Source organism: Catellatospora aurea (assembly GCF_042663325.1).
GTDB lineage: Bacteria > Actinomycetota > Actinomycetes > Mycobacteriales > Micromonosporaceae > Catellatospora > Catellatospora aurea.
The window spans coordinates 66,180-86,574 of record NZ_JBHTAC010000027.1; the positions used below are offsets into that span (position 1 = coordinate 66,180).

Sequence of the window (20,395 nt, forward strand, 5' to 3'; positions counted from 1 at the left end):
GTAGACCGTGATGGAAAAACGCGACGCGGCCTCGTACACCGGAAGTACCACTCCGTCACCCGTCGACCGCACACTCACCGCCCTGCCGGATCTGGTCAGGTCGCGACCGCCGGTGGGGTCGTCGTGGCGACCGTCGTCGACCGCGCAGGCGCCACGGCGGCTTCCGGACGTCTGGCACCCGCCGGCGAGTCGATCATCGACCAGGTGGAGACCGCACCGGCGCACCAGCGCCGCGGCCTGGGCACCACCGTCATGCGGACGCTGAGCGACCACGCCGCGCGCCACGGGATGACCACCGGGCTGCTCGTGGCCACCGACGATGGACGGCGCCTGTACCAGTCACTCGGCTGGCCGGTGCGGTCCGAGGTCGCGGCGGCGTTCGTCCCCGAGGACTGAGACACCGGGCCCCTCCGCGCCGAGACGGTCGGCCCGGGAGTCGATGCCGGCACCGTCGCGGATCAGCAGGTCCAGGTCCACGTAGAAGCGGCCCGACTCGCGCAACTCGCCCAGCAGCACACGCCGGGCGACATCCGCGACGAGAGCTCCCCCGAGGCTCACCCCAGAGGCCAGCTGCGGCCAGCTGCTCAAGTCGACGCCGATGCGCGGGATCGACGCGGCCAGCTTCGGGCTGATCTCGCCGATCATCTTGAGCACACTGTCGATCACCTCCGCGCGGCTGAGATCGGCCAGGTCCGCCGAACCGATCGCGCCGAGAACGCCGTGCAGCAGCGGCCGGTCGGGCTCCAGGTCGAAGCGCTCGATGTCGAGCATGCCCCGGTCGTTGGTGTCCATCAGGACCGGGATGCGGCAGGTACGCGCCCACTCGCGGGCGGCGAGCTTGATACGCGGCTCGTCGCACTCCTCGACCAGCAGATCGATCGGGCCACTGCCGCCGAGGAAGAACTGCTTGATGTTGTTGTCGTGCAGGCCGTCGGGATAGACGTCCACGTCGAGATACGGGTCGAGCTCGAACAGCTGGCGGGCCGCGATGACGGTCTTGTTGACGCCGAGCTCGTGCACCCCGGCGCGCAACCGGTTGAGATTGGACAGGGCCAGGGTGTCGAAGTCCGCCAGGGTGAACGCGGTCGCGATCCCCTCGGTGGCGAGGGTCAGCGCCGCGCTGTTGCCGACCGACAGCCCGATCACGCCGATGCGCCGTCCGGCGAGGCTGCGCTGCTGCTCCCGGCTTATCTTGCCCCGGTTGCGGTCGGTGCGCAGCAGCCGGAAGTCGTCGCGGTCCAGCAGGTGCACCAGCCGCCCCGACCAGGGATAGAACACCCACGTGCCGGCCCGCCACGGCTCGACGCCGCCCAGGTGTTCGGCCGACAGCCGCGCGAGCTGGTCACGATCACCCTTCAGCGGCGGATGCAACGTGGCGACCAGGTCGGTCACCTGCTCGGCGAACGTGTCGCAGACCTCGCGCACCCGTCCGGAGACCAGCAGTCGCTCGAACCGCTGACGGTCGTCCTCGCCACCCGGCCGGAACAGTTCGGGACGCCAGGCGAGCACGTCGCCGTCGCGTTCCCGGTCGGCCAGCAGTTCCGGGATGCTCACCGGTCCTCCTTCCACACGAGGCCGGCCGGGCCGGAGGCCGACAAAGCAGCCGGGGCGGTCGACTCCATGATGGACACCTCAGGCCCGTCCGGCTTCCACTCGTGGGCGAGCACGGAGTAGCTGACCACGTCGTGCCAGACGCCGTGGGTGTGGAACAGCTCCCGCATGAACCCCTCCTGGACCAGGCCGAGCCGGGTCATCCGCTCGTGCATGCGCAGGTAGTCGGTGCGCCTGCCGCCCCAGATGCGGTGCAGGGCGAGCGGGCCGAACCCGTACGCCATGAGCAGGCGAGACGCGGTCACGCCGCGGCCCACGCCCGGCGATTCGGGAATCACGATGAGGCCGCCGAGCATCGCGTTGCGGCCGTACTCCTCCACCAGCAGCCGGACCACCCCGACCAGGTCGGGTGCGCCGTCGACCGTGATGGCCAGGGTGTACTGGGTGCGCGGCGTGCGGCGGGCCGCGGCCAGGTGCGCTCGCAGGGCGTCGGGCACCTCGTCGGCCGCGAGCTTGTCGAAGCCCATGAACTGGGTCAGCTCGGGATCGGTGTAGAGCCGGGTCAGGGGCGGCAGGTCCTGCTCGCACAGCTCCCGCAGGACGATGTCGCCGCCGTCGATGGTCACCGGAAAGGGCACGCGGCACCCCTCGTGGTCTGATGATTTCATGGCCGCGACTTCGATGTCCGCCGATCTTTTCGGAGCCTATGGGATACGGCGGAGGACCCGCCTCAGCCGCCCGGATAGGGCCATCGAGCCACGTCGACGCCACGACCCGGCCGCGCAGTCAACGCGCCTGCGTGACGGCCCGCCCGGCCAGGAACAGCGCGTAGCCGGTGAACAGCACCCGGAACTGGCGTACCGCGAAGACCTCCCGGTAGGTGGCCGGTGCGGTGGTGTCGGTGATCGTCATGCCGGTGAGCTTCCGGCCGACGGGGCGTACCCGGGTAAGCTTTCGCGTGGAGGCGAAACATGCTGGCCATCGAGGTGAGCCCGGCCGACGTGGCGCGCACTCGGTACGCGATCTCGCCGCTGGGCGAGGCGGTGCAGGCGCTGCGGGTGGCGGCCGGGGTCCAGCAGGCAGGCCCGTTGCGGCCGTGGGCCGACCGGATCGGCCCGCGGTACGAGCAACTGCGCCGGGCGGTGCCCGCCGTCGGGGCGCTGACGGCCCTGTTCCGGCGCGGCGCCTACAACGCGGACTTCATCCACCCACCGCCGACCGGGACCGGTGACGACTTCGCCGCCGAACTGGCCGTCGTCCGGGCCACGCCGCCGGGGCGCGTGCGCGTCGAACTCGCCCGCAACCTCGCCGGACTACGCACCCCGCCGTTGTACGTCCAGCGCATCCTCGACGGCCCCGACGTGCTCGACCGGCTGGCCGAAGCCATCGAGGCCGGCTGGCACGCCCTCGTCGAACCCGACTGGCCGCGCCTGCGTACGGTGCTCGAACGCGACCTCGTACGCCGCGCCGGGCACCTCGCCATGTACGGCTGGGCGGCCGCGCTGTCCGACCTCGACCCCCGGGTGAGCTGGCACTCCGACGGCCCCACCGGGACCATCGAGGTGCGCACCGGCCCCCGCTCCCAGCGGGAGCGATACCGGCTCGGAGGCAAAGGGCTGCTGCTGATGCCCACCGTCTTCGGCACACTGATCAGCTATGTCGAGCCGCCCTGGCCGTACGCACTGGTCTACCCAGCCCGTGGCATCGCCGACCTGTTCGGCCCGCCGTCGGGCGCGGCCGCGCCGCAGGCCCTGGACCGGCTGGTCGGACCGCACCGGGCCGACGTGCTGCGGGCGCTGGCCGTGCCGGCGACCACCACGCAGCTCGTCCGCCAGCTCGGTCTCAGCCTCGGCACGATCGGCGGTCACCTGGCCGTGCTGCGGGAGGCGGGACTGGTGACCGGGATACGCACCGGCCAGTCCGTCCGCTACCAGCGCACGGCCTTGGGCGATGCCCTCGGCGGCTGAAGCCGCAGTACGGCCTCGGGCGCGAGTGGATCAGCGGGAGGTGATCGCGGAGCCGGCCGGGGCGACCAGCCACCACAGGGCGCCGAAAGCGTCCAGGCCCTGGCCGTTGGTGTCGCCCGCCTTGGCGTCCTTGACGAAGTAGTACAGCGGGTGGTTGTCGTAGACGACCTGCATGCTGCCGTCGGGGCGGGCCACTGTCTTGAGTTTGTCCGCGCTGACGCCCGAACCCGCCTGGGGCGCACCAGTGGTGACCAGCGGCGGCCAGGCAGCCGCGCAGGTGCCCTCGCACGTGGAGGTCCCCGCGGTGTCCGCCGCGAACAGATACAGCGACCTGCCTTGGCCATCGGTGAGGTAGGCGCCCATCGGGCCTTGTTTCGTCTGAACGGTGACCTGTTCAGCGGCGAGCCCGGTCATCCCGTGACCGGTGACGCCGCTCTCGGCGCGGGCCGCCGCCGGGGCGATGAGCGCCGCGGCGAGGAACGCCAGTGCGATGACCGCTCGGCGCGGCCCGGTCGACTTCGTGGAGCCCATGTCAAATCCCTTCCCGTGAGGCCGGTCCTGACCTGCGCAATCCTAAGTCGGCCGGGCCTGGGCTCGGGCGGGTTCGGTGCTATCGCCGCTGGGCCGCGAAGCCGATGCACGTGGTCTCCTCAGCTCTCCGGGAAGGCCAGGGCCTGTACCACGGCATAGCCCGGAATCGAGGGCAGTTGCGGAAGAACGCCGTTCGCACGAAGGTGAACGGCCGCGTCCACGGCCGTGCCAAGGGCCAGCCGGAACAGCAGCGAACCGAGGCTGACTCGGCGCACTCCGAGGTCAGCGAGGCCGGCGAGCGAGGGCCCGTCCGGGGTGGCCAGGGCGTTGAGCGGCAACGTGGTCGCGCCCACGGCCGCCGCGACGGAGGCCGGATCGGTCAGACCGGGCACGAAGACACCGTCTGCGCCCGCGTCCTGGTACGCCGCCAGGCGGGAGGCGGTCTCCCCTTCACGTCCTCCGCCCAGCCAGTGGGTGTCGGTGCGGGCGTTGACGAAGAGCCAGGGTACGGCCGACTTGACCGCGGTGATCTTCGCCGCGTGCAGGCGCGGCGGGGTGAGGCTGCCGTCGGCGCGGCCGTCCTCCAGGTTGACGCCGACCGCACCCGCCTCGGCGAGTTCTGCCACGAGGTCGGCGACCTCGGCCGGGTCGTCGCTGAAGCCGCCCTCGACGTCGACGGTGAGCAAAAAGGACCCGCCGCCGATCCGGTGTGCCAGCCGCAGCGTCTCAGCACGCGTCCGGCCGGTCCCGTCGGGCAGCCCGGCCGCGGCCGCGACACCGAGGCTGGTGGTGCCGACGGCGACGAAGCCGGCCACGGCCAGCGCGGCCACGGAGGCGTGGTCCCAGGCGTTCGGCAGCAGCAACGGCGCGCCGGTGCGGTGGTGCAGCTCGCGGAAGGCGCTGGCGGCGGATGGGCCGACGGTGCTCATGCCTGCTCCTCGGGGTCGTCGGAGGCACCGAAGCGGCCGACGGCCTCGGCGTGGTAATCGAGCGCGCTGGCGACGTTCGCGGCCAACTCGTCGCGTGCCAGCAGTCCGGCGGCCAGCGCCAGCGCCTGGGCCTGGCCCGGACACCGGTGCGGCCCTGCGCCGAAGGCCAAATGCGCCTGCTCGTCTTGCTCCCCGCTGTCCGGATCGGACCGGTCGGCGGGCGTCCCCGGCGCAGCGGCGACGACGTCGATCAGCGCCACCTGCCCGGCCCGGAGGTCCAGCCCGCCCACGCGGATGTCGGCCGGCGCGCGTCGGCGCAGCGTCGTGACCGGCGGGTCATGCCGCAGCACCGCTGCGAGGAGAGCGTCCGCGCCACCTGGCGGAGGCCCGTCCGGTGCGCTTCGGCGGGCATTCTCGACCAGTCGGGCGGTCGCGTCGCATGCCTGCACCAGCACCCCGATCCGTTGCGCGGCGGCCTCCGAGTCCGCCTCGCCACCGGCCTGGGCGGTCCAGACGAGCAGCGACGCGACGGCCTTGTCGGCGGCTTTCGCCTGGGCGGGCGTGAGCTCGCCGCCGAAATATCCGGCGGAGATCGCTACGACCGCTTCGGCCACCTCGTCCGGGCCGGGCATGCCCAGCGCCTCGGCCAGGACGCGTACGACCGTGTGCCGGTCGTCCGAGCCGACCGCCGAACCGGCCGCCGCCTGGCGTAGTTCGCGCGGGTCGAGGTCGGCAAGCGCCGTCATCGCGTGGGCACGCCGGCGGGCGTGTACGCGCGCGTCGCCGGTGAAGCGGGCGACGGTGGCGCGCAGCCAGGCTAGAGAGCCGCCGGGCGCGTCCGCCACGACGGCGGGTTCGGGGACCAGCCGCGGTTCTTCGAGCACGGCGCGGGCATCGGCGTACGCGGTGACGGCGGTCGGGGCGTAGATCGTCATGTGGCCGACGTTAGGTGCGGAACACTTCGGCGCGCGCCGAACCGTGGCTGGGGCAAGATGGCCCCATGCCCGCGTTACCGCTGGCCCGGTTGGCCGGGCTGCTGGCCGACCCCACCAGGGCGGCGATGTGCCTCGCGCTGCTGGACGGCCGCGCCTGGACGGCGGGCGAACTGGCCCGCCACGTGGGCGTCGTGGCGTCGACCGCGAGCGAGCACCTGTCCCGGCTCGTCGACGGAGGGCTGCTGGTCGAGGAACGCCAGGGCCGACATCGCTACCTGAGGCTGGCCGGCCCCGAGACCGCCGCGCTGATCGAGGATCTGGCCACGTTCGCGGCGAAGTCGGCTGCCGCGCCCGCGCCGCGCAACCTGCGGGACAGCGTCCGGCGTAGCGCCGAGGCGAACGCCCGGACCTGCTACGACCATCTCGCCGGCCGCCTCGGCGTCGCCCTGGCGGACGCCCTGCTGGCACGCGGTGTAGTCACCCAGGAGGCAGGCCTGGCTGTGACCGAGCCGGGCCGTGCCTGGCTGGCCGGCCTCGGGATCGACCTGGACCAGAAACGGCGCGGCTCGCGTCCGCTGGTCCGTAGCTGCCTCGACTGGACCGAACGCCGCCCGCACCTCGCGGGTGTGCTCGGGGCGGCGTTACGCACGCACGCGATGGACACGGGCTGGCTTGAACCCGTCGGCACCGGCCGCGCCCTCCGGATCACCCCGTCCGGTGCCGACGCTCTTCATCAGCTGTTCGGCATCGACGCCGGCTGAGCGTGCCTCGGCCCCGGCTCTGCCTGGACTGGCCGGACTCGGCTGACCCTTTGCTGGGGCTCAGCGCGACAGGATGGCGACCAGTTCACCGAAGCCCCTGCGGCGCGCGTGTTCCAGCGCGTCCACCCCGTCCTTGTCGCCGATGCCGCCGCGGGCGCGGCGACCCTGCGCTGAGCGACGTGGCCGGGCCGCGGGCAGCGTGCCCGTGGCCCGGTCAGTCAGCCATGGCGGGGCGACGGGTCAACACCTGGGGCCCGGAAGCCGTGATGGCGACCGTGTGTTCGGAGTGCGCGGTGCGCGAGCCGTCGGCGGAGCGGATCGTCCACCCGTCGGCGTCGTACTTGACCCGGTCGGTGGACTGGCAGAGCCAGGGCTCGATCGCGATGGTGAGGCCGGGGACGAGTTTCACGCCGCGGCCGGCGCGGCCGCTGTTGGCGACGTGCGGGGACTCGTGCATGGTGCGGCCGATGCCGTGGCCGCCGAACTCGCCGTTGACGTGGTAGCCGTAGGAGTGGGCGACCTCGCCGATCGCGTGGGAGACGTCGCCGAGGCGGCCGCCTGGCTGGGCGGCGGTGATGGCGGCCGCCAGCGCGACCTCGGTGGCCTCGATGAGTTTCAGGTCGGCCGGGTCGGGGGTGCCGACGACGAACGACAGCGCGGAGTCGGCGACCCAGCCGTCGATGCCGACGGCCATGTCGATGCTGAGCAGATCGCCGTCGCGCAGCACGTAGTCGTGCGGCAGGCCGTGCAACACCGCGTCGTTGACCGACAGGCACAGCACGTTGCGGAACGGGCCGCGACCGAACGAAGGCGCGTAGTCCCAGTAGCAGGACACCGCGCCGCGCTCGGCGATCCGGCGGCGGGCGTGATGTTCGAGGTCCAGCAGGTTGACACCGACCGCGGCGATCCCGCTCAGCTCAGCCAGCAGCTCTCCGACGAACTGGCCGGTCACCGCCATGCGGCCGATCTCGTCGGCGGACTTCAGCTCGATCACGACAGCAGCCTCCTTAACCGTGGTATTTCTATACCGGCATTTTTATACCACGTGGGCCGGTTGCGGCGAAGGGACGCCTACGGCATCGGCTGCGGAGTGTCCGCCCCGAAGCCCCCAGCCCGATACCAGGAGCGGGCGAACACCGACATCGCCACCAGCATCCCCGCCCAGACGAACGCCTGATAAGCCACGGCGGTGACCTGCGACGCCGTGTCGGGCCGCTCGAACGCTTCATAGACGAGCCGCACACCGCGCATCTGGTGAGTCCCGACGAACAGCACCAGCATGCCGACGGCCCACAGCCCGCCGCCGACGAACAGCACGAGGTTCCACGTCGGGGACACGCGCTCCGACACGAAGATCCAGCCCAGCCACCACAGCATCGCCCCCGTGACCAGCGCCAGAACCATCGCGGCCAGAAGCGGCCCGGCAAGCACGGTTCCGTGCACCTGCCATGCCCGCCACAGCCGAGCCGTTTCCGATCCCAGCAGAACGGCAAGGATCACGGCCGTGAACGCGTACCAGCGCGCGCCTTCCCACCAACTCCGTCTCGCCATGGGCTATGCCAGAAATTCGAGTTCTGCGCGCACGCTGACGAACTCGGTTCGGGCTTCGTCAAGTGAGGAGAAGTACCACTCGATGATGCCGTTGCTGCCGTGGTCGGCCCACACGCACATGGCCGTCCTCCCGCCTTCGCCCGACACCCTGCCGCACTGGGCGACACCCCCGAGCGGGCCTGGATCGATCTCGCTGAAGTCCATCACCGTGTACCTCTGCTTCCGCACCGACAGGAGCAGATTGGCCACGGCGCGTTCCGGGGAACCGATGGGCCCGGCAGCGACGAACACCATCACCGCGTTCTCGTCCAGCGCCGTGCCGTACGTCTCGTAAAAGGCTGCTTTCGCACCGTCGGCCAACGCGGCACGGGCACCTTCCTGGGCCCACTCAACGTCGGTGGTCTTGGCTCGGCCGCCGAGCGTCTCCGGCGAGCGCACCGTCACGGCCGGTCCGGTCGGCCCGGCAGCCGGAGCGTCGGCGAGTTCTCGGATGAATCCGACGACCGCGATGCCCAGGCCTAGAACGACGAGTGCCAGGAAGACACGGAGAACGACAGATCGTGGCCGAGGTTCCTCCTGGTAGATCCGTGACGGCACCGACGCGGGCAGGTCGGTCGGTACGGGGGCGATCATGTCTCTCCTTCGGCAGGATCCGTCATGGTAGCCGCGAGCGGTCTCGGCGGTCCCGTTGTACCGGGCCGCCCGGAACGTCACGTCGTAGGTCTGCCACGTCTGCGGCGCGGTGGCCGCATTGGCCGCGTTGGCCGACGGTGCGATCTTCTCGTAGATCGCGCCGAACAGGGGTGGCGGCCTACCGCAGCGACCGCAGACCGGTGCGGACCTCCTCGACGAACGCCGCCGGCTGCTCCCAGGCCGGATAGTGGCCGCCCGCGGGCAGCCGGCGGTAGTGGATGAGGTTCGGGTAGCCACGCTGTGCCCAGCTGAGCGGCGGCAGGTAGAGCTCGTCGGCGAAGACGCTCACCGCGACCGGGAGCTTGACGCCCTTGGCGGCGAAGAACGAGAACCTGTTCTCCGCGTACAGCCGTGCCGAGGAGACGCCGGTGTTCGTCAGCCAGTACAGCGTGATGTTGTCGAGCACGTCGTCGCGCGAGAGGCTCTCCGCCGAGCCGTCGAACGCCCGCGAGATCAGCGCCAGGCTTTTGGCCTCCAGGTCGGTCATCCACGCCGCCAGGAACACCGGCGAGTCGGCCAGCCCGGTCAGCGTCTGCGGCCGCGAGCCCTGCTGCAGCGCGTACGTCACGTGCTTCCAGGTGAAGTCGAGCTGCTCGCACGCGGCCCGCTCCTCCTCGGACAGCCCGGCCGGCAGGTTCGCCAGCGCGTCGGCGGCGCCGATGACGTTCTGCTGGAACAGGTTGTCGATGTCGTCGGGCACGACGCAGGCCATGTTGGTGTGGATGCCGACCAGGCCCTCGACCTCCTGCGCGGCCATCAGATCGGTGATGATCGCACCCCAGTCGCCGCCCTGGGCGACGTATCGGTCGTAGCCGAGCCGCTTCATGAGCTTGGCCCAGGTGCGGCCGATCCGGTCCGGTCCCCAGCCCGGTTCGGTCGGTTTGCCGGAGAACCCGTAGCCCGGAAGCGACGGGATGACGACGTGGAAGGCGTCTTCGGCGGTGCCGCCGTGGGCGGTGGGATCGGTCAGCGGCTCGATGATCTTCAAGAGCGCGGCCACCGAGTACGGCCAGCCGTGCGAGATGACGATCGGCAGGGCGTCGGGGTGCGCGGAGCGCACGTGGAGGAAGTGGACGTCGAGCCCGTCGATCTCGGTGACGAAGTTGGGGTACGAGTTCAGCCGCTGCTCGTAGCGCCGCCAGTCGTACTCCTCGGCCCAGTAGCGGGCGAGTTCTCGCATCGTGGCCAGCTGGGGGCCTTGCGAACGGTCGGCGACGGTCTCCCGCTCGGGCCAGCGCGTGTGCAGGATCCGCGCGCGAAGATCCGCCAGGTCGGCGTCGGGGAACTCGACCCGGAAGGGCCGGATCGCGGTCGTGTCGGTGTCGGCTGTCACGGCGGGGTGTTCCTTGCTGTCCAGGTTCGGGCGGTGAAGGCAGACCCGGGGCGACCGGGCGGCGCGGCGTGCGGCCACCCGGTCGCCCCGGCTGCTCAGCGCAGCGACCGCAGGCCGGTGCGGATCTCGTCGACCATGTACTCCGGCTGCTCCCAGGCGGCGAAGTGCCCGCCCTTGGGCAGCCGGTTGTAGTGGACGAGGTTCGGGTAGGCCTGCTCCGCCCAGCTCCTGGGCGCCTGGTACAGCTCGTCGGGGAACACGCTCACCGCGACGGGCAGCTTCACGCCCTTGACGCCGAAGAACGAGAACCTGTTCTCGGCGTAGAGCCGCCCGGACGAGACACCCGTGTTCGTCAGCCAGAAGTGCGTGACGTTGTCCAGCACGTCATCGCGGGTCAGGCCCTCGGCGACGCCGTCGAACGTCCGCGAGATCAGCGCCAGGCTGCGCGGATCGTGGTCGAGCAGCCACGCCGCCAGGAAGACCGGCGAGTCCGCGAGCCCGGTGAGGGTCTGCGGCCGCGAAGCCATCTGCAGCGCGTACGCGACGTGCTTCCAGGTGAAGTCGAGCTGCTCGCAGACGGCCCGCTCCTCCTCCGACAGCCCGGCCGGCAGGTTCTCCAGCGCGTTGGCCGCGCCGATGACGTTGCGCTGGAACAGGTTGTCGATGTCGGCGGGCACCACACCGGCCATGTTGGTGTGCAGACCGACCAGACCGGGAACCTCCTGCGCGCCCATCAGGTCCACGACGATCGCGCCCCAGTCGCCGCCCTGGGCGACGTACCGGTCATAGCCCAGGCGCTTCATCAGCTCGCCGTAGGCGCGGGCGATGCGGTCGGGGCCCCAGCCGCCCTCGGCCGGCTTGCCCGAGTATCCGTAGCCCGGCATCGACGGGATGATGACGTGGAAGGCGTCCTCGGCGGCGCCGCCGTGCGCGGTGGGGTCGGTGAGCGGCTCGATGAGCTTCAGCTGCTCGACGACCGAACCCGGCCACCCGTGGCACACGATGATCGGCAGGGCGTTCTCGTGCTTGGACCGCACGTGGATGAAGTGGATGTCGAGCCCGTCGATCTCGGTGATGAAGTTCGGGTACGAGTTCAACCTGTCCTGGCACCGGAACCAGTCGTAGTCGTGCGCCCAGTACTGCGCCAGCGCCTGCATGGTGGCCAGCGTCGGGCCCTGCGACTGGTCGGAGACGGTCTCCTTCTCGGGCCAGCGCGTGTGGGCGATACGCGCGCGCATGTCCTTGAGATCGGCCTCGGAGACCTCGACCGTGAACGGCCGGATCGCCGAACTGTCGTTGGTGACAGACATGAGAGCTTCCTTGCTACTCGATGGGATGGTGGGACGACGTTTCGTCGTCACCGGGAAGGCGGCCGTGCCGCTTGCTTTCTCACGGCGGAACTCCGGATCCGGCGGCTCCGCGTGGACGTGCCCTAGTCAGGCATTGATTGCCCCCATCTGTGCTGATTTTACGTCCGGGCACCCGGCCCGCCCGCGGTTCCGGCCGGTCTGCCCGCACCGGACTTGTCCACGATCGCCGCAGGCCAGGTGCTCTGCCCCCGTGCCGACCCCCGGTGCACCCCCGGGTCCGCCCCCGGACCGCCGGGCACCACCGCACGGCGAACTTCGCGATCAGGCATCAACCACCCAGGAGCACCGAGTCACGGACCATCGCCGGTCGCTCGGTCGCCGCCAGCCCTTCGAGCTGGGAAAATTCGACCTATGGGCGCATCCGCCGCCGTTACCCGGTCAGCCCTGCGCGGGCGCGGCCGCGAACTGGCCGAGCTCGACCGGGCGCTCGCCGCGGCGAGAGCGGGCACCAGCGCGGTGCTCGTATTGCGCGGCGAGGCGGGCATCGGCAAGACCGCCCTGCTGAACTACGCCGAAGAGCACGCCACCGGCTTCGGCCTCACCGGCACCATGGGTGTCGAGACGGAGATGGCACTGCCCTACGCCGGCCTCCACCAGGTCTGCGCACCGCTGCTCGGCAGGCTGCCGCTGCTGCCCGCCCCGCAACGGGACGCGCTGTCGGCCGCGCTCGGCCTGCACGAAGGCCCGGCGCCGAACCCCTTCCTCGTCGGCCTGGCGGCGCTCAGCCTGCTCGCCCTGGCCGCCGAGGAGAGGCCGCTGGCCTGCCTGCTCGACGACGTCCACTGGCTGGACGAACAGTCCCTGCAGGCCATGGCCTTCGTCGCCCGGCGGCTGGCGGCCGAACCCATCGCGATGATCCTCACTCAGCGCTCCCCCGGCGAGCGCGGCGAACTGGCCGACCTGCCCGGCCTGACCGTGCCCGGCCTCAACGACACCGACGCCCAGGACCTGCTGACCGCGGCCGCGCACGTCCCGTTCGACCCCCGCGTACGCGACCGCATCGTCGCCGAGGCACACGGCAACCCGATGGCCCTGCTCCTGCTCCCCCGCCTCGTCCCACCCGCCGAACTGGCGGGCGGACTGTGGCTGGCCGGCCGCCGTCCCGTGGCCGAGGACCTGGAAGACGCGTTCCACCTGCGCTACCGGCAGCTCCCTGCCGACACCAGACGCCTGCTGCTCACTGCCGCGGCCGACCCGACCGGAGACACCGACCTGCTGTGGAAGGCCGCCGAGCTGCAAAACCTTCCGGAGGATGCGGCCGCGCCGGCCGAAACCGCAGGCCTGATCACCTTCGACACCATGGTGCGGTTCCCGCACCCGCTGGCCCGTTCGGCGATCTACCAGAAGACGTCGGCCCCCGAACGCCGAGCCGCTCACCGCGCACTGGCCGAGGCCACCGACCCGCACCGAGACCCCGACCGCCGCGCATGGCACGCCGGCCAAGCCGCCACCCGGCCCGACGAGGCACTGGCCGCCGCATTGGAAGACTGCGCACGCCGGGCGTACCGCAGAGGCGGAGCCGCCGCGGCCGCCGCGTTCATGCACCGCAGCGCGCAACTGACACCCGACCCTGCACGGCGCGCCACCCGAGCACTGGCCGCCGCCCAGACGAGCATCGACGCGGGCGGCCTCGCCCACGCCCATGCCATGCTCGCCACCGCCACCGACGGCCCGCTGGACGAGCCGAACCTCGCTCAACTCGAACGGCTGCGCGCCCGTCTGCACTTCATCCAGGAACGCGGCACCGACGCACCCCGTCTGCTCCTGGACGCCGCCCGGCGGCTGGCACCGCTGGACGCCGCCCTCGCCCGCGACACCCTGCTGGAATCCCTCGGCGCGGACCTCTACGCGGGCCGGCTCAACACCGGACCCGGCCGCCCGGACATCGCCCGAGCCGTCCGGGCCACGCCCGCACCGAGCCCGCCCCGGACGCTCGACACCCTGCTCGACGCCGTCGCCACCCTGATCACCGACGGCCATCGCGCCGGGGCCGGCCCGCTACGCCGGGCACTGCGGGCCATCCAGGACGACCAGCGCTCCGCGACCACCAGCGCGGACCTGCGCTGGATGTGGCTGGCCTGCCCGGTCACCCCGGAGCCGCTGGCACCCGAACTCTGGGACGACGACGCCTGGCACGAACTGGCCACCGGCGCCGTGAACCTCGCCCGGGACGCCGGCGCCCTCGCGCTCCTGCCGATGGCACTCAGCTACGAAGCCTGCTACCGCGTCCACACCGGTGACCTCGCCACCGCGAGCGCCCTCGCCGACGAGGCCACCGCCATCTCGACCGCCACCGGGGCCGCCCCCATGGCCTACCCGGCCCTGGTCCTCAGCGCCTGGCGGGCCAACGAGACCCACGCCCGCCGGCTCCTGCAAGCGGTACGCGGCGAAGCAGCCGCCCGGGGCGAAGGACGCGCGCTCGCCATCGCCGACTACGCCGCCGCCGTCCTCGACAACGGTTTGGCCCGATACGACGACGCCCTGGCCGACGCGACACGGGCCTGCCAGTACGAAGACCTCGGACTGTTCGGGTGGGTGCTCGTGGAGCTGATCGAGGCCGCCGCCCACAGCGGCCACCCGCAAACCGCCACCGCCGCGCTCGACAAGCTCGCCGAACGCACCCAGGCGGGAGCGACCGAATGGGCCAAAGGCATGGAGGCCCGCTCACGGGCTCTGCTGTCCGACGGCCCCGACGCCGAAGCGCTCTACCGCCGGGCGATCAAGCACCTGGACCGCTGCCGGATCACCGTCCACCAGGGCCGCGCCCGCCTGCTGTACGGCGAATGGCTGCGCCGGCAGGGCCGCCGCGCACAGGCCCGCGAGCAGCTGCGCACCGCCTACGACACGCTCACCCGGGCCGGCGCCGACGGTTTCGCCGAACGCGCCCGCAAGGAGCTGCTCGCCACCGGCGAGACCGTGCGCAGGAGGTCCGTCTCCGCCCTCGCCGAACTTACCGGCCAGGAGGCGCAGATCGCCCAGCTCGCCCGCGAAGGACGCACCAATGTCGAGATCGCCGGCCGGCTGTTCATCAGCCCGCGCACCGTCGAGTGGCACCTGGGCAAGGTGTTCACCAAACTCGGCATCACCTCGCGCAAGGACCTGCGCACCGCGATCAGCGCGCCGCCCGCGGACGGCATCCGGTCGACGAGCACAAGGTGAGGGGGCCGGCCCGGACTGCCTCATCCGGACCGGCCCCCTCTTTTTCTGTGGAGGATCAGGCCACAGGCTCCACCCAGATGTTGCGGTAGAACAGGTTGGCTCCCGGGTCACCGTGGTCCTGGAACCGCAGCGGACCGGGGGCCGAGGTCTCCGCCGCGCCGTTGCCGGTCGGGCCGTTGATCTCGGCGTTGTTGATGACCGTGACGCCGTTCCAGACGACCGTGACGCGGGCGTTCTCGGTCTTGGTGGTCCCGTTGTAACGGGCCGCCCGGAACGTCACGTCGTAGGTCTGCCACGTCTGCGGCGCGGTGGCCGCGTTGACCGACGGTGCGATCTTCTCGTAGATCGCGCCGCACTCGTTGTTGGCGAGGGTGGTGTCGCCGTACGAGTCCAGCACCTGCAGTTCGTACCGGTCCTGCAGGTAGATGCCGCTGTTGGCCCGTTGCTGGCCGGTGACGTCGCCCGGCAGCAGCGGCAGCCAGAACTCGGCGTGCAGCTTGAAGTCACCGAACGCCTGCTTGGACTTGATGTCGCCGCCGAGGACCTCGACGCCGCCGTTGCCCAGTGGCCAGGTCACCGGGGTGCCGTTGGAGTGCTGGAAGTTGTCCATGTTGGTGCCGTCGAACAGCACGATGCGGGTCGGCTGGGTCGTGCTGCCGTACGCCTCGAACTCGTAGATGCGCGCGGCGCCGTTGCCGTCGCTGGCCGGCGTCGTGATGTTCAGCCTGATGTAGCGGGCCGAGGTGGCGGTGATGTTGTGCGTCGTGACGCTGGCCGTGTTGGCCGTGACGGTCGCGGCCGTGGTCCAGGTCGTGCCGTTGGTGGACGTCTGGATATTGAAGTCACGGGTGTTCCAGGCGGTGTTCTCCCCGCCCGCCCCGGCGTGCCTGACGACGAACTGGGCCACGGTCTGCGCCGAGCCGAGGTCGACCTGCAGCCACTTGGTCGCGCCGAGCGAGCACCACTTGTCGGCGTTGCCGCCCGAGACACTGCCGTTGACCGCCTTGGCGGGGCCTTCGGTGGTGCCGCAGGAGCTGTCGGCGGTCGCCGTCTTGTTGAGGGCGAGGTTGCCCGTCGGCGGCGCGGTGCCGCCGTAGACCTCCAGCTCGTAGATACGGGCCGCGCCGTTGCCGGTGGTGCCGCCCGCGGTGATGTTCAGCCTGACGTACCTGGCGGATGTGGCGGTGATGTTGTGGGTGGTGGTGTTGGCCGTGTTCGCGGTGACGGTCGCGGCCGTGGTCCAGGTCGTGCCGTTGGTGGACGTCTGGATGTTGAAGTCACGGGTGTTCCAGCCCGCATCCTCTCCACCAGCGCCCGCGTGCTGGACGACGAACCGGTTGACGCTCTGCGCCGAGCCCAGGTCGACCTGCAGCCACTTGCTGGTGCCGAGCGAGCACCACTTGTCGGCGTTGCCGCCGTTGACGGTGCCGTTGAACGCCTGGGCCGGGCCCTCGGAGGTGGCGCAGGAGCTGTCGGCCGTGGCCGGCTTGTTCAGGGCCAGGTTGCTGGACGGGGCCGCACCGGGGATGTTGTTGAGGGTGTACCAGACCTCGGTGTTCCACAGCGACTGACCGTTGGAGGAGCCGAACGGCCGCGGCGAGCGGATGTGCACGACCCGGCCGGCCTTCAGGCCGTTGATCACCAGGGTGACCTTCTTGCCGTCGGCGGACAGGGTCGCCGAGGACACCGACAGCGTCTCCTCGTCGATCTTCGGGCCGCCGTAGGCGGCGGTCGGGACGTAGCGCCACTGCTTGACCCGGTACTTGGTGGCCAGGCTGGTGGCGGTCGCCGCCGACAGCGGCTGGGTGTACTCGATCTCGAAGCCGTTGGACAGCGCCTTCATGTTGAGCATGTCGAAGGCGTTGTTGCCGTTCGGGATCAGCTTCTGCAGGCCGAAGTTGAGCTTGCCGGACTGGCCCCAGTTGCCGCCGCCGCCGATGCCGCCGACGTAGATCGCGCCGTCGGGACCGACGTTGACCTCGGAGATGCCGGCTTCCAGGCCCTGCGTCATGCGGAACAGGGCGCCCTGGTACTCGCCGTTGATCTTCTCGACCGCGGCGCGCTGCAGGCCGCCGTAGGTCACGTCACCGATGACGAACTGCCCGGCGTACAGGCCGCTGGTCATGTACTTCGGGGTGCTCGGCGAGTTGCCGATCTCGTTCTGCGGCAGCCAGATCACCGGCGGGGTGACCGGGGCGCTGTCGAACGGGCCGGCCGGGTTGAGGTAGTGGTTGAAGAACCGGCCCTGCTTGATGTGCACCAGCTTGGAGGCCGGCTGCCAGCCGCCCTGGTTGTCGGTGACGAACAGGCCGTTCTCCGGACCCCAGCCGATGCCGTGCGGGGTCCGCAGGCCGCCGGCGACGTACGTCCACGCGCCGGTGTCCTTGTTGATCTTGATCGTGGTGCCACGGTTGCCCACCACCTGCGGGTTGGTGGTGTTGCCGCCGTAGTCGATGCCGACCGACAGGTTGAGGTAGAAGAACGGGGCCTCGTACATCAGACCGAACGCGAACTCGTGGAACGTGCCACCGTACGGCCAGGTCGCGACCTGCTGGTACTGGTCGGCGACCTCGTCGCCGTTGGTATCGACGAGCCTGGTCAGCCGCATCTTCTCGGACACGTAGATGACCCCGTCGACGACCTTCAGGCCCATCGGCTCCTTGAGGTTGCTGCCGACCCGCTTGGTGGTGACCGTGCTCGGGTTGGCGTTGCCGCTCGTGTTGCCCAGGATCCAGACCTCACCTGCCTGCGAGGTGCCGGAGTCGTTGGTGCCACCCCAGGTGCAGATGACCAGGCGGCCGTCGGCGAGCCAGTCCATGCCGGTCACCCGCGGCTCGAACCCGCTCGGGCGCAGGTTGGCGAGGTTGAAGTTCGGGTGCACGCTGGTCAGCGGCAGGCCGTCGCCCGGCGAGTCGCCGGCGCCCTCGCACTCCTTCTTGCCGGGCGCGGTGACCCGCACGACCCCGGCGTCGGTGCTCAGCACCGAGTTCGGCACGGTCACGAACGACGTCGAACCGGGCGTCTGCCACTGCAGTGTCAGCTGCTGGCCGCCGCCGGCCTCGAAGAAGTCGATGCGCAGCGCGTGGTAGCCGGTCGTCAGGGTGACCGCGCCGTCCTTGGCCGTCGCGCCGTGCAGGCCGTCGTGGTTGATGACCACGTTGTCATCGATCAGCAGCCGGGACCCGTCGTCGCTGATCAGCCGGAAGGTGTAGCTACCCGCGGTGGGGATGTTCACGTAGCCCAGGGCTTGGGTGTAGAAGTTGTCCTCATACCCGAACTGGGCGGACGTGGTCCAGTCGATCGTCGACATGAGCTTGTCGACGTTGGGGGTCTGCGCCGGCTTGAGGTTGCAGAGCGCGCTGAGCGCGACCTGCAGGTCGAAGGTGCGCAGCGTGATGCCGGGTGTCTGCGGGGGCGGGGCGGCGGCGGCCGCGGTGGCGGGCAACCACCCGGCCGCGGCGATGACCGCTGTGGTGAGGGCGCCCGCCATAGTCAGGCGCGCCCATCGGGACGGATGGAACACTTTTCCTCCAGTGTGAGCGGGACTGGGTGCGCGACGTCCGCTGACGCGGCACCCCACTCACGACGGCGTGCCAGGACATTGGACGGTTGCGCGGTCTGTCCTGAAGCGACCTGGCACGCCGATGCCTGGCATGGACACCATAAAATTCTTTTTTTGAGATGTACAGATGTATTCGAAGTTTGGTCCGAACTTTTGGCGATCGTGGCAAAAGTTGTGGGAGCAGCTCGACGAGCCCGGTGACGGCGAGCCACGCTCGCGCTCGAACCGGGCGGAGAATCACCCCTTGACCTCGGGCCATTGCGCCACTCGCGACTCATGTTTGTCAATGGCTTGCTTGTGCCGACACGCCGCGCCGTCGAGGTCGCGCCGCGCATACGACCGGACCGGTCTACTGCGGACGTCTCGTGCCCGGTCGATGTGCCAGCAGACTCAGGGAGACCCTCTGTCCGAGAACGACCTCCACTACCCGGCCACCTGGTGCGCACGGCTGGACGCCGACACGCTCACCCTGCGCAAAGCCACCGTCGACCCGGGCAGAGACTGCCCGACGGCCAGGAGCCGTTCGAGACGGTCGAACTGGCCCGGATCTGGGCGGGCCGCCGGTAGCCGCACACCGGAGCCTCACGAGTCGGCGATCACGACATAGAACGTGAAGCCCGCCAGCACGGGACCGTGGGCCAACCGCTGCAACCACGGTTCGGCATCGGCCTCGCTCAGCACGCCCGCCTGCGCCGCGCGGGCGGCGTTGCGGCGCAGGCCGAGGATCTGATCCGCCGTGTCGAAGTCGCGGAACAACGCCGCCACCGGTTCGACCGACCTGATCCGGTAGCCGGCCTGCAGGCACAGCCGGACCAGCTCTCGGCCGAGCGTCGGATTGCGTACCTGTCCTGCGACGAAGCGCGCGAATCGCCGACTGGTGTCGAGATCCTCGTCGGCGACGGCCAGGGTGTCCCAGTCCGGCTCGGCCATGCCGAACAGCCCGCCCGGCCGCAGTGCCCGGCGAACCTCCCGCACCGCCTTTGCCGGATCGGCCACGTGCTGCAGGACCCGGTCCACCTTCGCGCGATCGATGCTGCCGTCGGGTAAGGGCAGCTCGTGGACGTCACCCAGCAGCAGTTCCACGTTCGGCCGGTGAGCCAGACGGCGACGTGCCTCGTCCAGCATCCGAGGGTCCTGGTCCACGCCGACGACCGAACCTGCCTCGCCCACGGCGTCAGCAAGCCGGGCGAGATCCGTCCCCGGACCGCATCCGATGTCCACCACAGTCTGTCCTGGCAGTACGTCAAGCGAGGCGACCAGACGCCGCTTGTAGTCCAAGCCCACCACCGTGCCTGCGGCCGCATCCATGTACGCGATCCGATCCGGCGCTGCCGTCTGATTCATCCGCTCACCGAACCACAAGCGCACCGGTGAACGGTGAACGATCGGTGGAGATGCCGGCGAGATTCGGTGTGGCGGGCAGAATGTCGGCCCCATAACGAAAACTGGACCGCGTTCGTTTCGGAGATCAAGGAGCGGTGAGATGCGCAAGCTGATAGCGACGGTTTTCAACTACTCCCTCGACGGCCTGCTCGCCGACGAGGGCACCGACTTCTGGGACTTCTGCTTCGGCATACCGGAGAACAGCCGGCCCGACGACCCGGCCCACCTGGACTTCCTCCGGGGGGCGTACGCGCACGTCATGGGCCGCAGCGCCTACGAGGGCATCAAGGCCGGCATGACCACGGCCACCGACCACCCGTTCTCCCCCATCCTGACCGACGGCCGCAAGATCGTCTTCTCGCGGACGCTGCAGACGGCCGACTGGACCAACACCACCATCGCCTCCGGCGACACGGCAGCCGAGGTGGACAAGCTCCGGGACGGCGACGGCTACGTGGTGGTCTGGGGCGGCGTACGCCTCTGGCGCTCCCTGCTGGAACTCGACCTCGTCGACGAGCTGTGGGTGTCGCTGTATCCCTACCTCGCGGGTGAGGGCACCCGTCTGTTCGACGGCACACCCCGGTCCTACGGGCTCGAACTGATCTCCAGCACCGCCAGCGCCGGCGGCATCGTCGAACTGCGTTACCGCCGCCGGCGCTGACCCGACGGC

General features: G+C 70.7%; 18 protein-coding genes. 5 read left to right on the forward strand and 13 right to left on the reverse strand.

Going from position 1 to position 20,395, the window contains the following annotated elements; all coding sequences use genetic code 11:
- Positions 1-123: 123 nt before the first annotated feature.
- Positions 124-396: a GNAT family N-acetyltransferase gene (locus ACFQO7_RS24110; protein ID WP_376808481.1), complete on the forward strand. Its 273-nt coding sequence runs from the start codon at positions 124-126 to the stop codon at positions 394-396.
- On the opposite strand, the gene ACFQO7_RS24115 is transcribed toward ACFQO7_RS24110, so the two are convergent.
- The 3 genes from ACFQO7_RS24115 to ACFQO7_RS24125 all read right to left on the reverse strand — a co-directional run bounded on the left by ACFQO7_RS24115 (position 340) and on the right by ACFQO7_RS24125 (position 2,463).
- On the reverse strand, positions 340-1,554 hold the full coding sequence (locus ACFQO7_RS24115) for a ThiF family adenylyltransferase (RefSeq protein ID WP_376808482.1): 1,215 nt from the start codon (positions 1,552-1,554) through the stop codon (positions 340-342). The two genes, ACFQO7_RS24110 and ACFQO7_RS24115, sit on opposite strands and share 57 nt — an antisense overlap.
- Positions 1,551-2,189: a GNAT family N-acetyltransferase gene (locus ACFQO7_RS24120; protein WP_360528077.1), complete on the reverse strand. Its 639-nt coding sequence runs from the start codon at positions 2,187-2,189 to the stop codon at positions 1,551-1,553. Before ACFQO7_RS24120 ends, ACFQO7_RS24115 begins: the two co-directional genes overlap by 4 nt.
- Before the next feature lie 148 nt (positions 2,190-2,337).
- The gene (locus ACFQO7_RS24125; protein WP_376808483.1) at positions 2,338-2,463 is read right to left on the reverse strand and encodes a hypothetical protein; all 126 of its coding nucleotides are present in this window, start codon (positions 2,461-2,463) and stop codon (positions 2,338-2,340) included.
- A gap of 62 nt (positions 2,464-2,525) precedes the next feature.
- Here ACFQO7_RS24125 and ACFQO7_RS24130 point away from each other — a divergent pair, with 62 nt between their 5' ends.
- Entirely contained in the window at positions 2,526-3,518 is a 993-nt protein-coding gene (locus tag ACFQO7_RS24130; RefSeq protein WP_376808513.1) for an ArsR/SmtB family transcription factor, read from the forward strand.
- Between the two features lie 30 nt (positions 3,519-3,548).
- Here ACFQO7_RS24130 and ACFQO7_RS24135 read toward each other — a convergent pair whose 3' ends face one another.
- The 3 genes from ACFQO7_RS24135 to ACFQO7_RS24145 all read right to left on the reverse strand — a co-directional run bounded on the left by ACFQO7_RS24135 (position 3,549) and on the right by ACFQO7_RS24145 (position 5,913).
- On the reverse strand, positions 3,549-4,049 hold the full coding sequence (locus tag ACFQO7_RS24135; RefSeq protein ID WP_376808484.1) for a COG4315 family predicted lipoprotein: 501 nt from the start codon (positions 4,047-4,049) through the stop codon (positions 3,549-3,551).
- Positions 4,050-4,168: 119 nt separating this feature from the next.
- Entirely contained in the window at positions 4,169-4,978 is an 810-nt protein-coding gene (locus ACFQO7_RS24140; protein WP_376808485.1) for an isocitrate lyase/PEP mutase family protein, read from the reverse strand.
- Positions 4,975-5,913, reverse strand: a complete 939-nt coding sequence (locus ACFQO7_RS24145) for a cytochrome P450 family protein (RefSeq protein WP_376808486.1) — start codon at positions 5,911-5,913, stop codon at positions 4,975-4,977. Before ACFQO7_RS24145 ends, ACFQO7_RS24140 begins: the two co-directional genes overlap by 4 nt.
- Before the next feature lie 65 nt (positions 5,914-5,978).
- Between ACFQO7_RS24145 and ACFQO7_RS24150 the strand changes: the two genes are divergently transcribed.
- Positions 5,979-6,674 carry an ArsR/SmtB family transcription factor gene (locus tag ACFQO7_RS24150; RefSeq protein ID WP_376808487.1) on the forward strand — a complete coding sequence of 232 codons (696 nt, stop codon included), beginning with the start codon at positions 5,979-5,981 and terminating at the stop codon, positions 6,672-6,674.
- 214 nt (positions 6,675-6,888) lie between these two features.
- Here ACFQO7_RS24150 and map read toward each other — a convergent pair whose 3' ends face one another.
- The 5 genes from map to ACFQO7_RS24175 all read right to left on the reverse strand — a co-directional run bounded on the left by map (position 6,889) and on the right by ACFQO7_RS24175 (position 11,561).
- On the reverse strand, positions 6,889-7,668 hold the full coding sequence (map, locus tag ACFQO7_RS24155) for a type I methionyl aminopeptidase (protein ID WP_376808488.1): 780 nt from the start codon (positions 7,666-7,668) through the stop codon (positions 6,889-6,891).
- A 77-nt stretch (positions 7,669-7,745) separates the two neighbouring features.
- Positions 7,746-8,225: a hypothetical protein gene (locus tag ACFQO7_RS24160; RefSeq protein ID WP_376808489.1), complete on the reverse strand. Its 480-nt coding sequence runs from the start codon at positions 8,223-8,225 to the stop codon at positions 7,746-7,748.
- A gap of 3 nt (positions 8,226-8,228) precedes the next feature.
- Positions 8,229-8,858, reverse strand: coding sequence for a hypothetical protein (locus ACFQO7_RS24165; protein WP_376808490.1), 630 nt, complete (start codon positions 8,856-8,858; stop codon positions 8,229-8,231).
- Between the two features lie 178 nt (positions 8,859-9,036).
- A complete protein-coding gene (locus ACFQO7_RS24170; RefSeq protein ID WP_376808491.1) occupies positions 9,037-10,251 on the reverse strand; it encodes an epoxide hydrolase family protein in 1,215 nt (404 codons plus the stop codon).
- A 95-nt stretch (positions 10,252-10,346) separates the two neighbouring features.
- Entirely contained in the window at positions 10,347-11,561 is a 1,215-nt protein-coding gene (locus ACFQO7_RS24175) for an epoxide hydrolase family protein (RefSeq protein ID WP_376808492.1), read from the reverse strand.
- Between the two features lie 411 nt (positions 11,562-11,972).
- Between ACFQO7_RS24175 and ACFQO7_RS24180 the strand changes: the two genes are divergently transcribed.
- A complete protein-coding gene (locus ACFQO7_RS24180; protein WP_376808493.1) occupies positions 11,973-14,780 on the forward strand; it encodes a helix-turn-helix transcriptional regulator in 2,808 nt (935 codons plus the stop codon).
- 55 nt (positions 14,781-14,835) lie between these two features.
- On the opposite strand, the gene ACFQO7_RS24185 is transcribed toward ACFQO7_RS24180, so the two are convergent.
- A complete protein-coding gene (locus tag ACFQO7_RS24185) occupies positions 14,836-18,270 on the reverse strand; it encodes a discoidin domain-containing protein (protein WP_376808494.1) in 3,435 nt (1,144 codons plus the stop codon).
- Between the two features lie 654 nt (positions 18,271-18,924).
- A complete protein-coding gene (locus tag ACFQO7_RS24190; protein WP_376808495.1) occupies positions 18,925-19,710 on the reverse strand; it encodes a methyltransferase domain-containing protein in 786 nt (261 codons plus the stop codon).
- A gap of 115 nt (positions 19,711-19,825) precedes the next feature.
- Between ACFQO7_RS24190 and ACFQO7_RS24195 the strand changes: the two genes are divergently transcribed.
- A complete protein-coding gene (locus ACFQO7_RS24195; protein ID WP_376808496.1) occupies positions 19,826-20,386 on the forward strand; it encodes a dihydrofolate reductase family protein in 561 nt (186 codons plus the stop codon).
- Positions 20,387-20,395 lie beyond the last annotated feature (9 nt).

Excerpts from the sequence above, each read along its gene's own strand:
- ACFQO7_RS24160 (WP_376808489.1), bottom strand. The coding sequence starts at position 8,225 with ATGGCGAGACGGAGTTGGTGGGAAGGCGCGCGCTGGTACGCGTTCACG.
- ACFQO7_RS24185 (WP_376808494.1), bottom strand. The coding sequence starts at position 18,270 with ATGGCGGGCGCCCTCACCACAGCGGTCATCGCCGCGGCCGGGTGGTTG.
- ACFQO7_RS24150 (WP_376808487.1), top strand. The coding sequence starts at position 5,979 with ATGCCCGCGTTACCGCTGGCCCGGTTGGCCGGGCTGCTGGCCGACCCC.
- ACFQO7_RS24175 (WP_376808492.1), bottom strand. The coding sequence starts at position 11,561 with ATGTCTGTCACCAACGACAGTTCGGCGATCCGGCCGTTCACGGTCGAG.
- ACFQO7_RS24125 (WP_376808483.1), bottom strand. The coding sequence starts at position 2,463 with ATGACGATCACCGACACCACCGCACCGGCCACCTACCGGGAGGTCTTC.
- ACFQO7_RS24140 (WP_376808485.1), bottom strand. The coding sequence starts at position 4,978 with ATGAGCACCGTCGGCCCATCCGCCGCCAGCGCCTTCCGCGAGCTGCAC.
- ACFQO7_RS24135 (WP_376808484.1), bottom strand. The coding sequence starts at position 4,049 with ATGGGCTCCACGAAGTCGACCGGGCCGCGCCGAGCGGTCATCGCACTG.
- ACFQO7_RS24180 (WP_376808493.1), top strand. The coding sequence starts at position 11,973 with ATGGGCGCATCCGCCGCCGTTACCCGGTCAGCCCTGCGCGGGCGCGGC.
- ACFQO7_RS24165 (WP_376808490.1), bottom strand. The coding sequence starts at position 8,858 with ATGATCGCCCCCGTACCGACCGACCTGCCCGCGTCGGTGCCGTCACGG.
- ACFQO7_RS24195 (WP_376808496.1), top strand. The coding sequence starts at position 19,826 with ATGCGCAAGCTGATAGCGACGGTTTTCAACTACTCCCTCGACGGCCTG.
- ACFQO7_RS24145 (WP_376808486.1), bottom strand. The coding sequence starts at position 5,913 with ATGACGATCTACGCCCCGACCGCCGTCACCGCGTACGCCGATGCCCGC.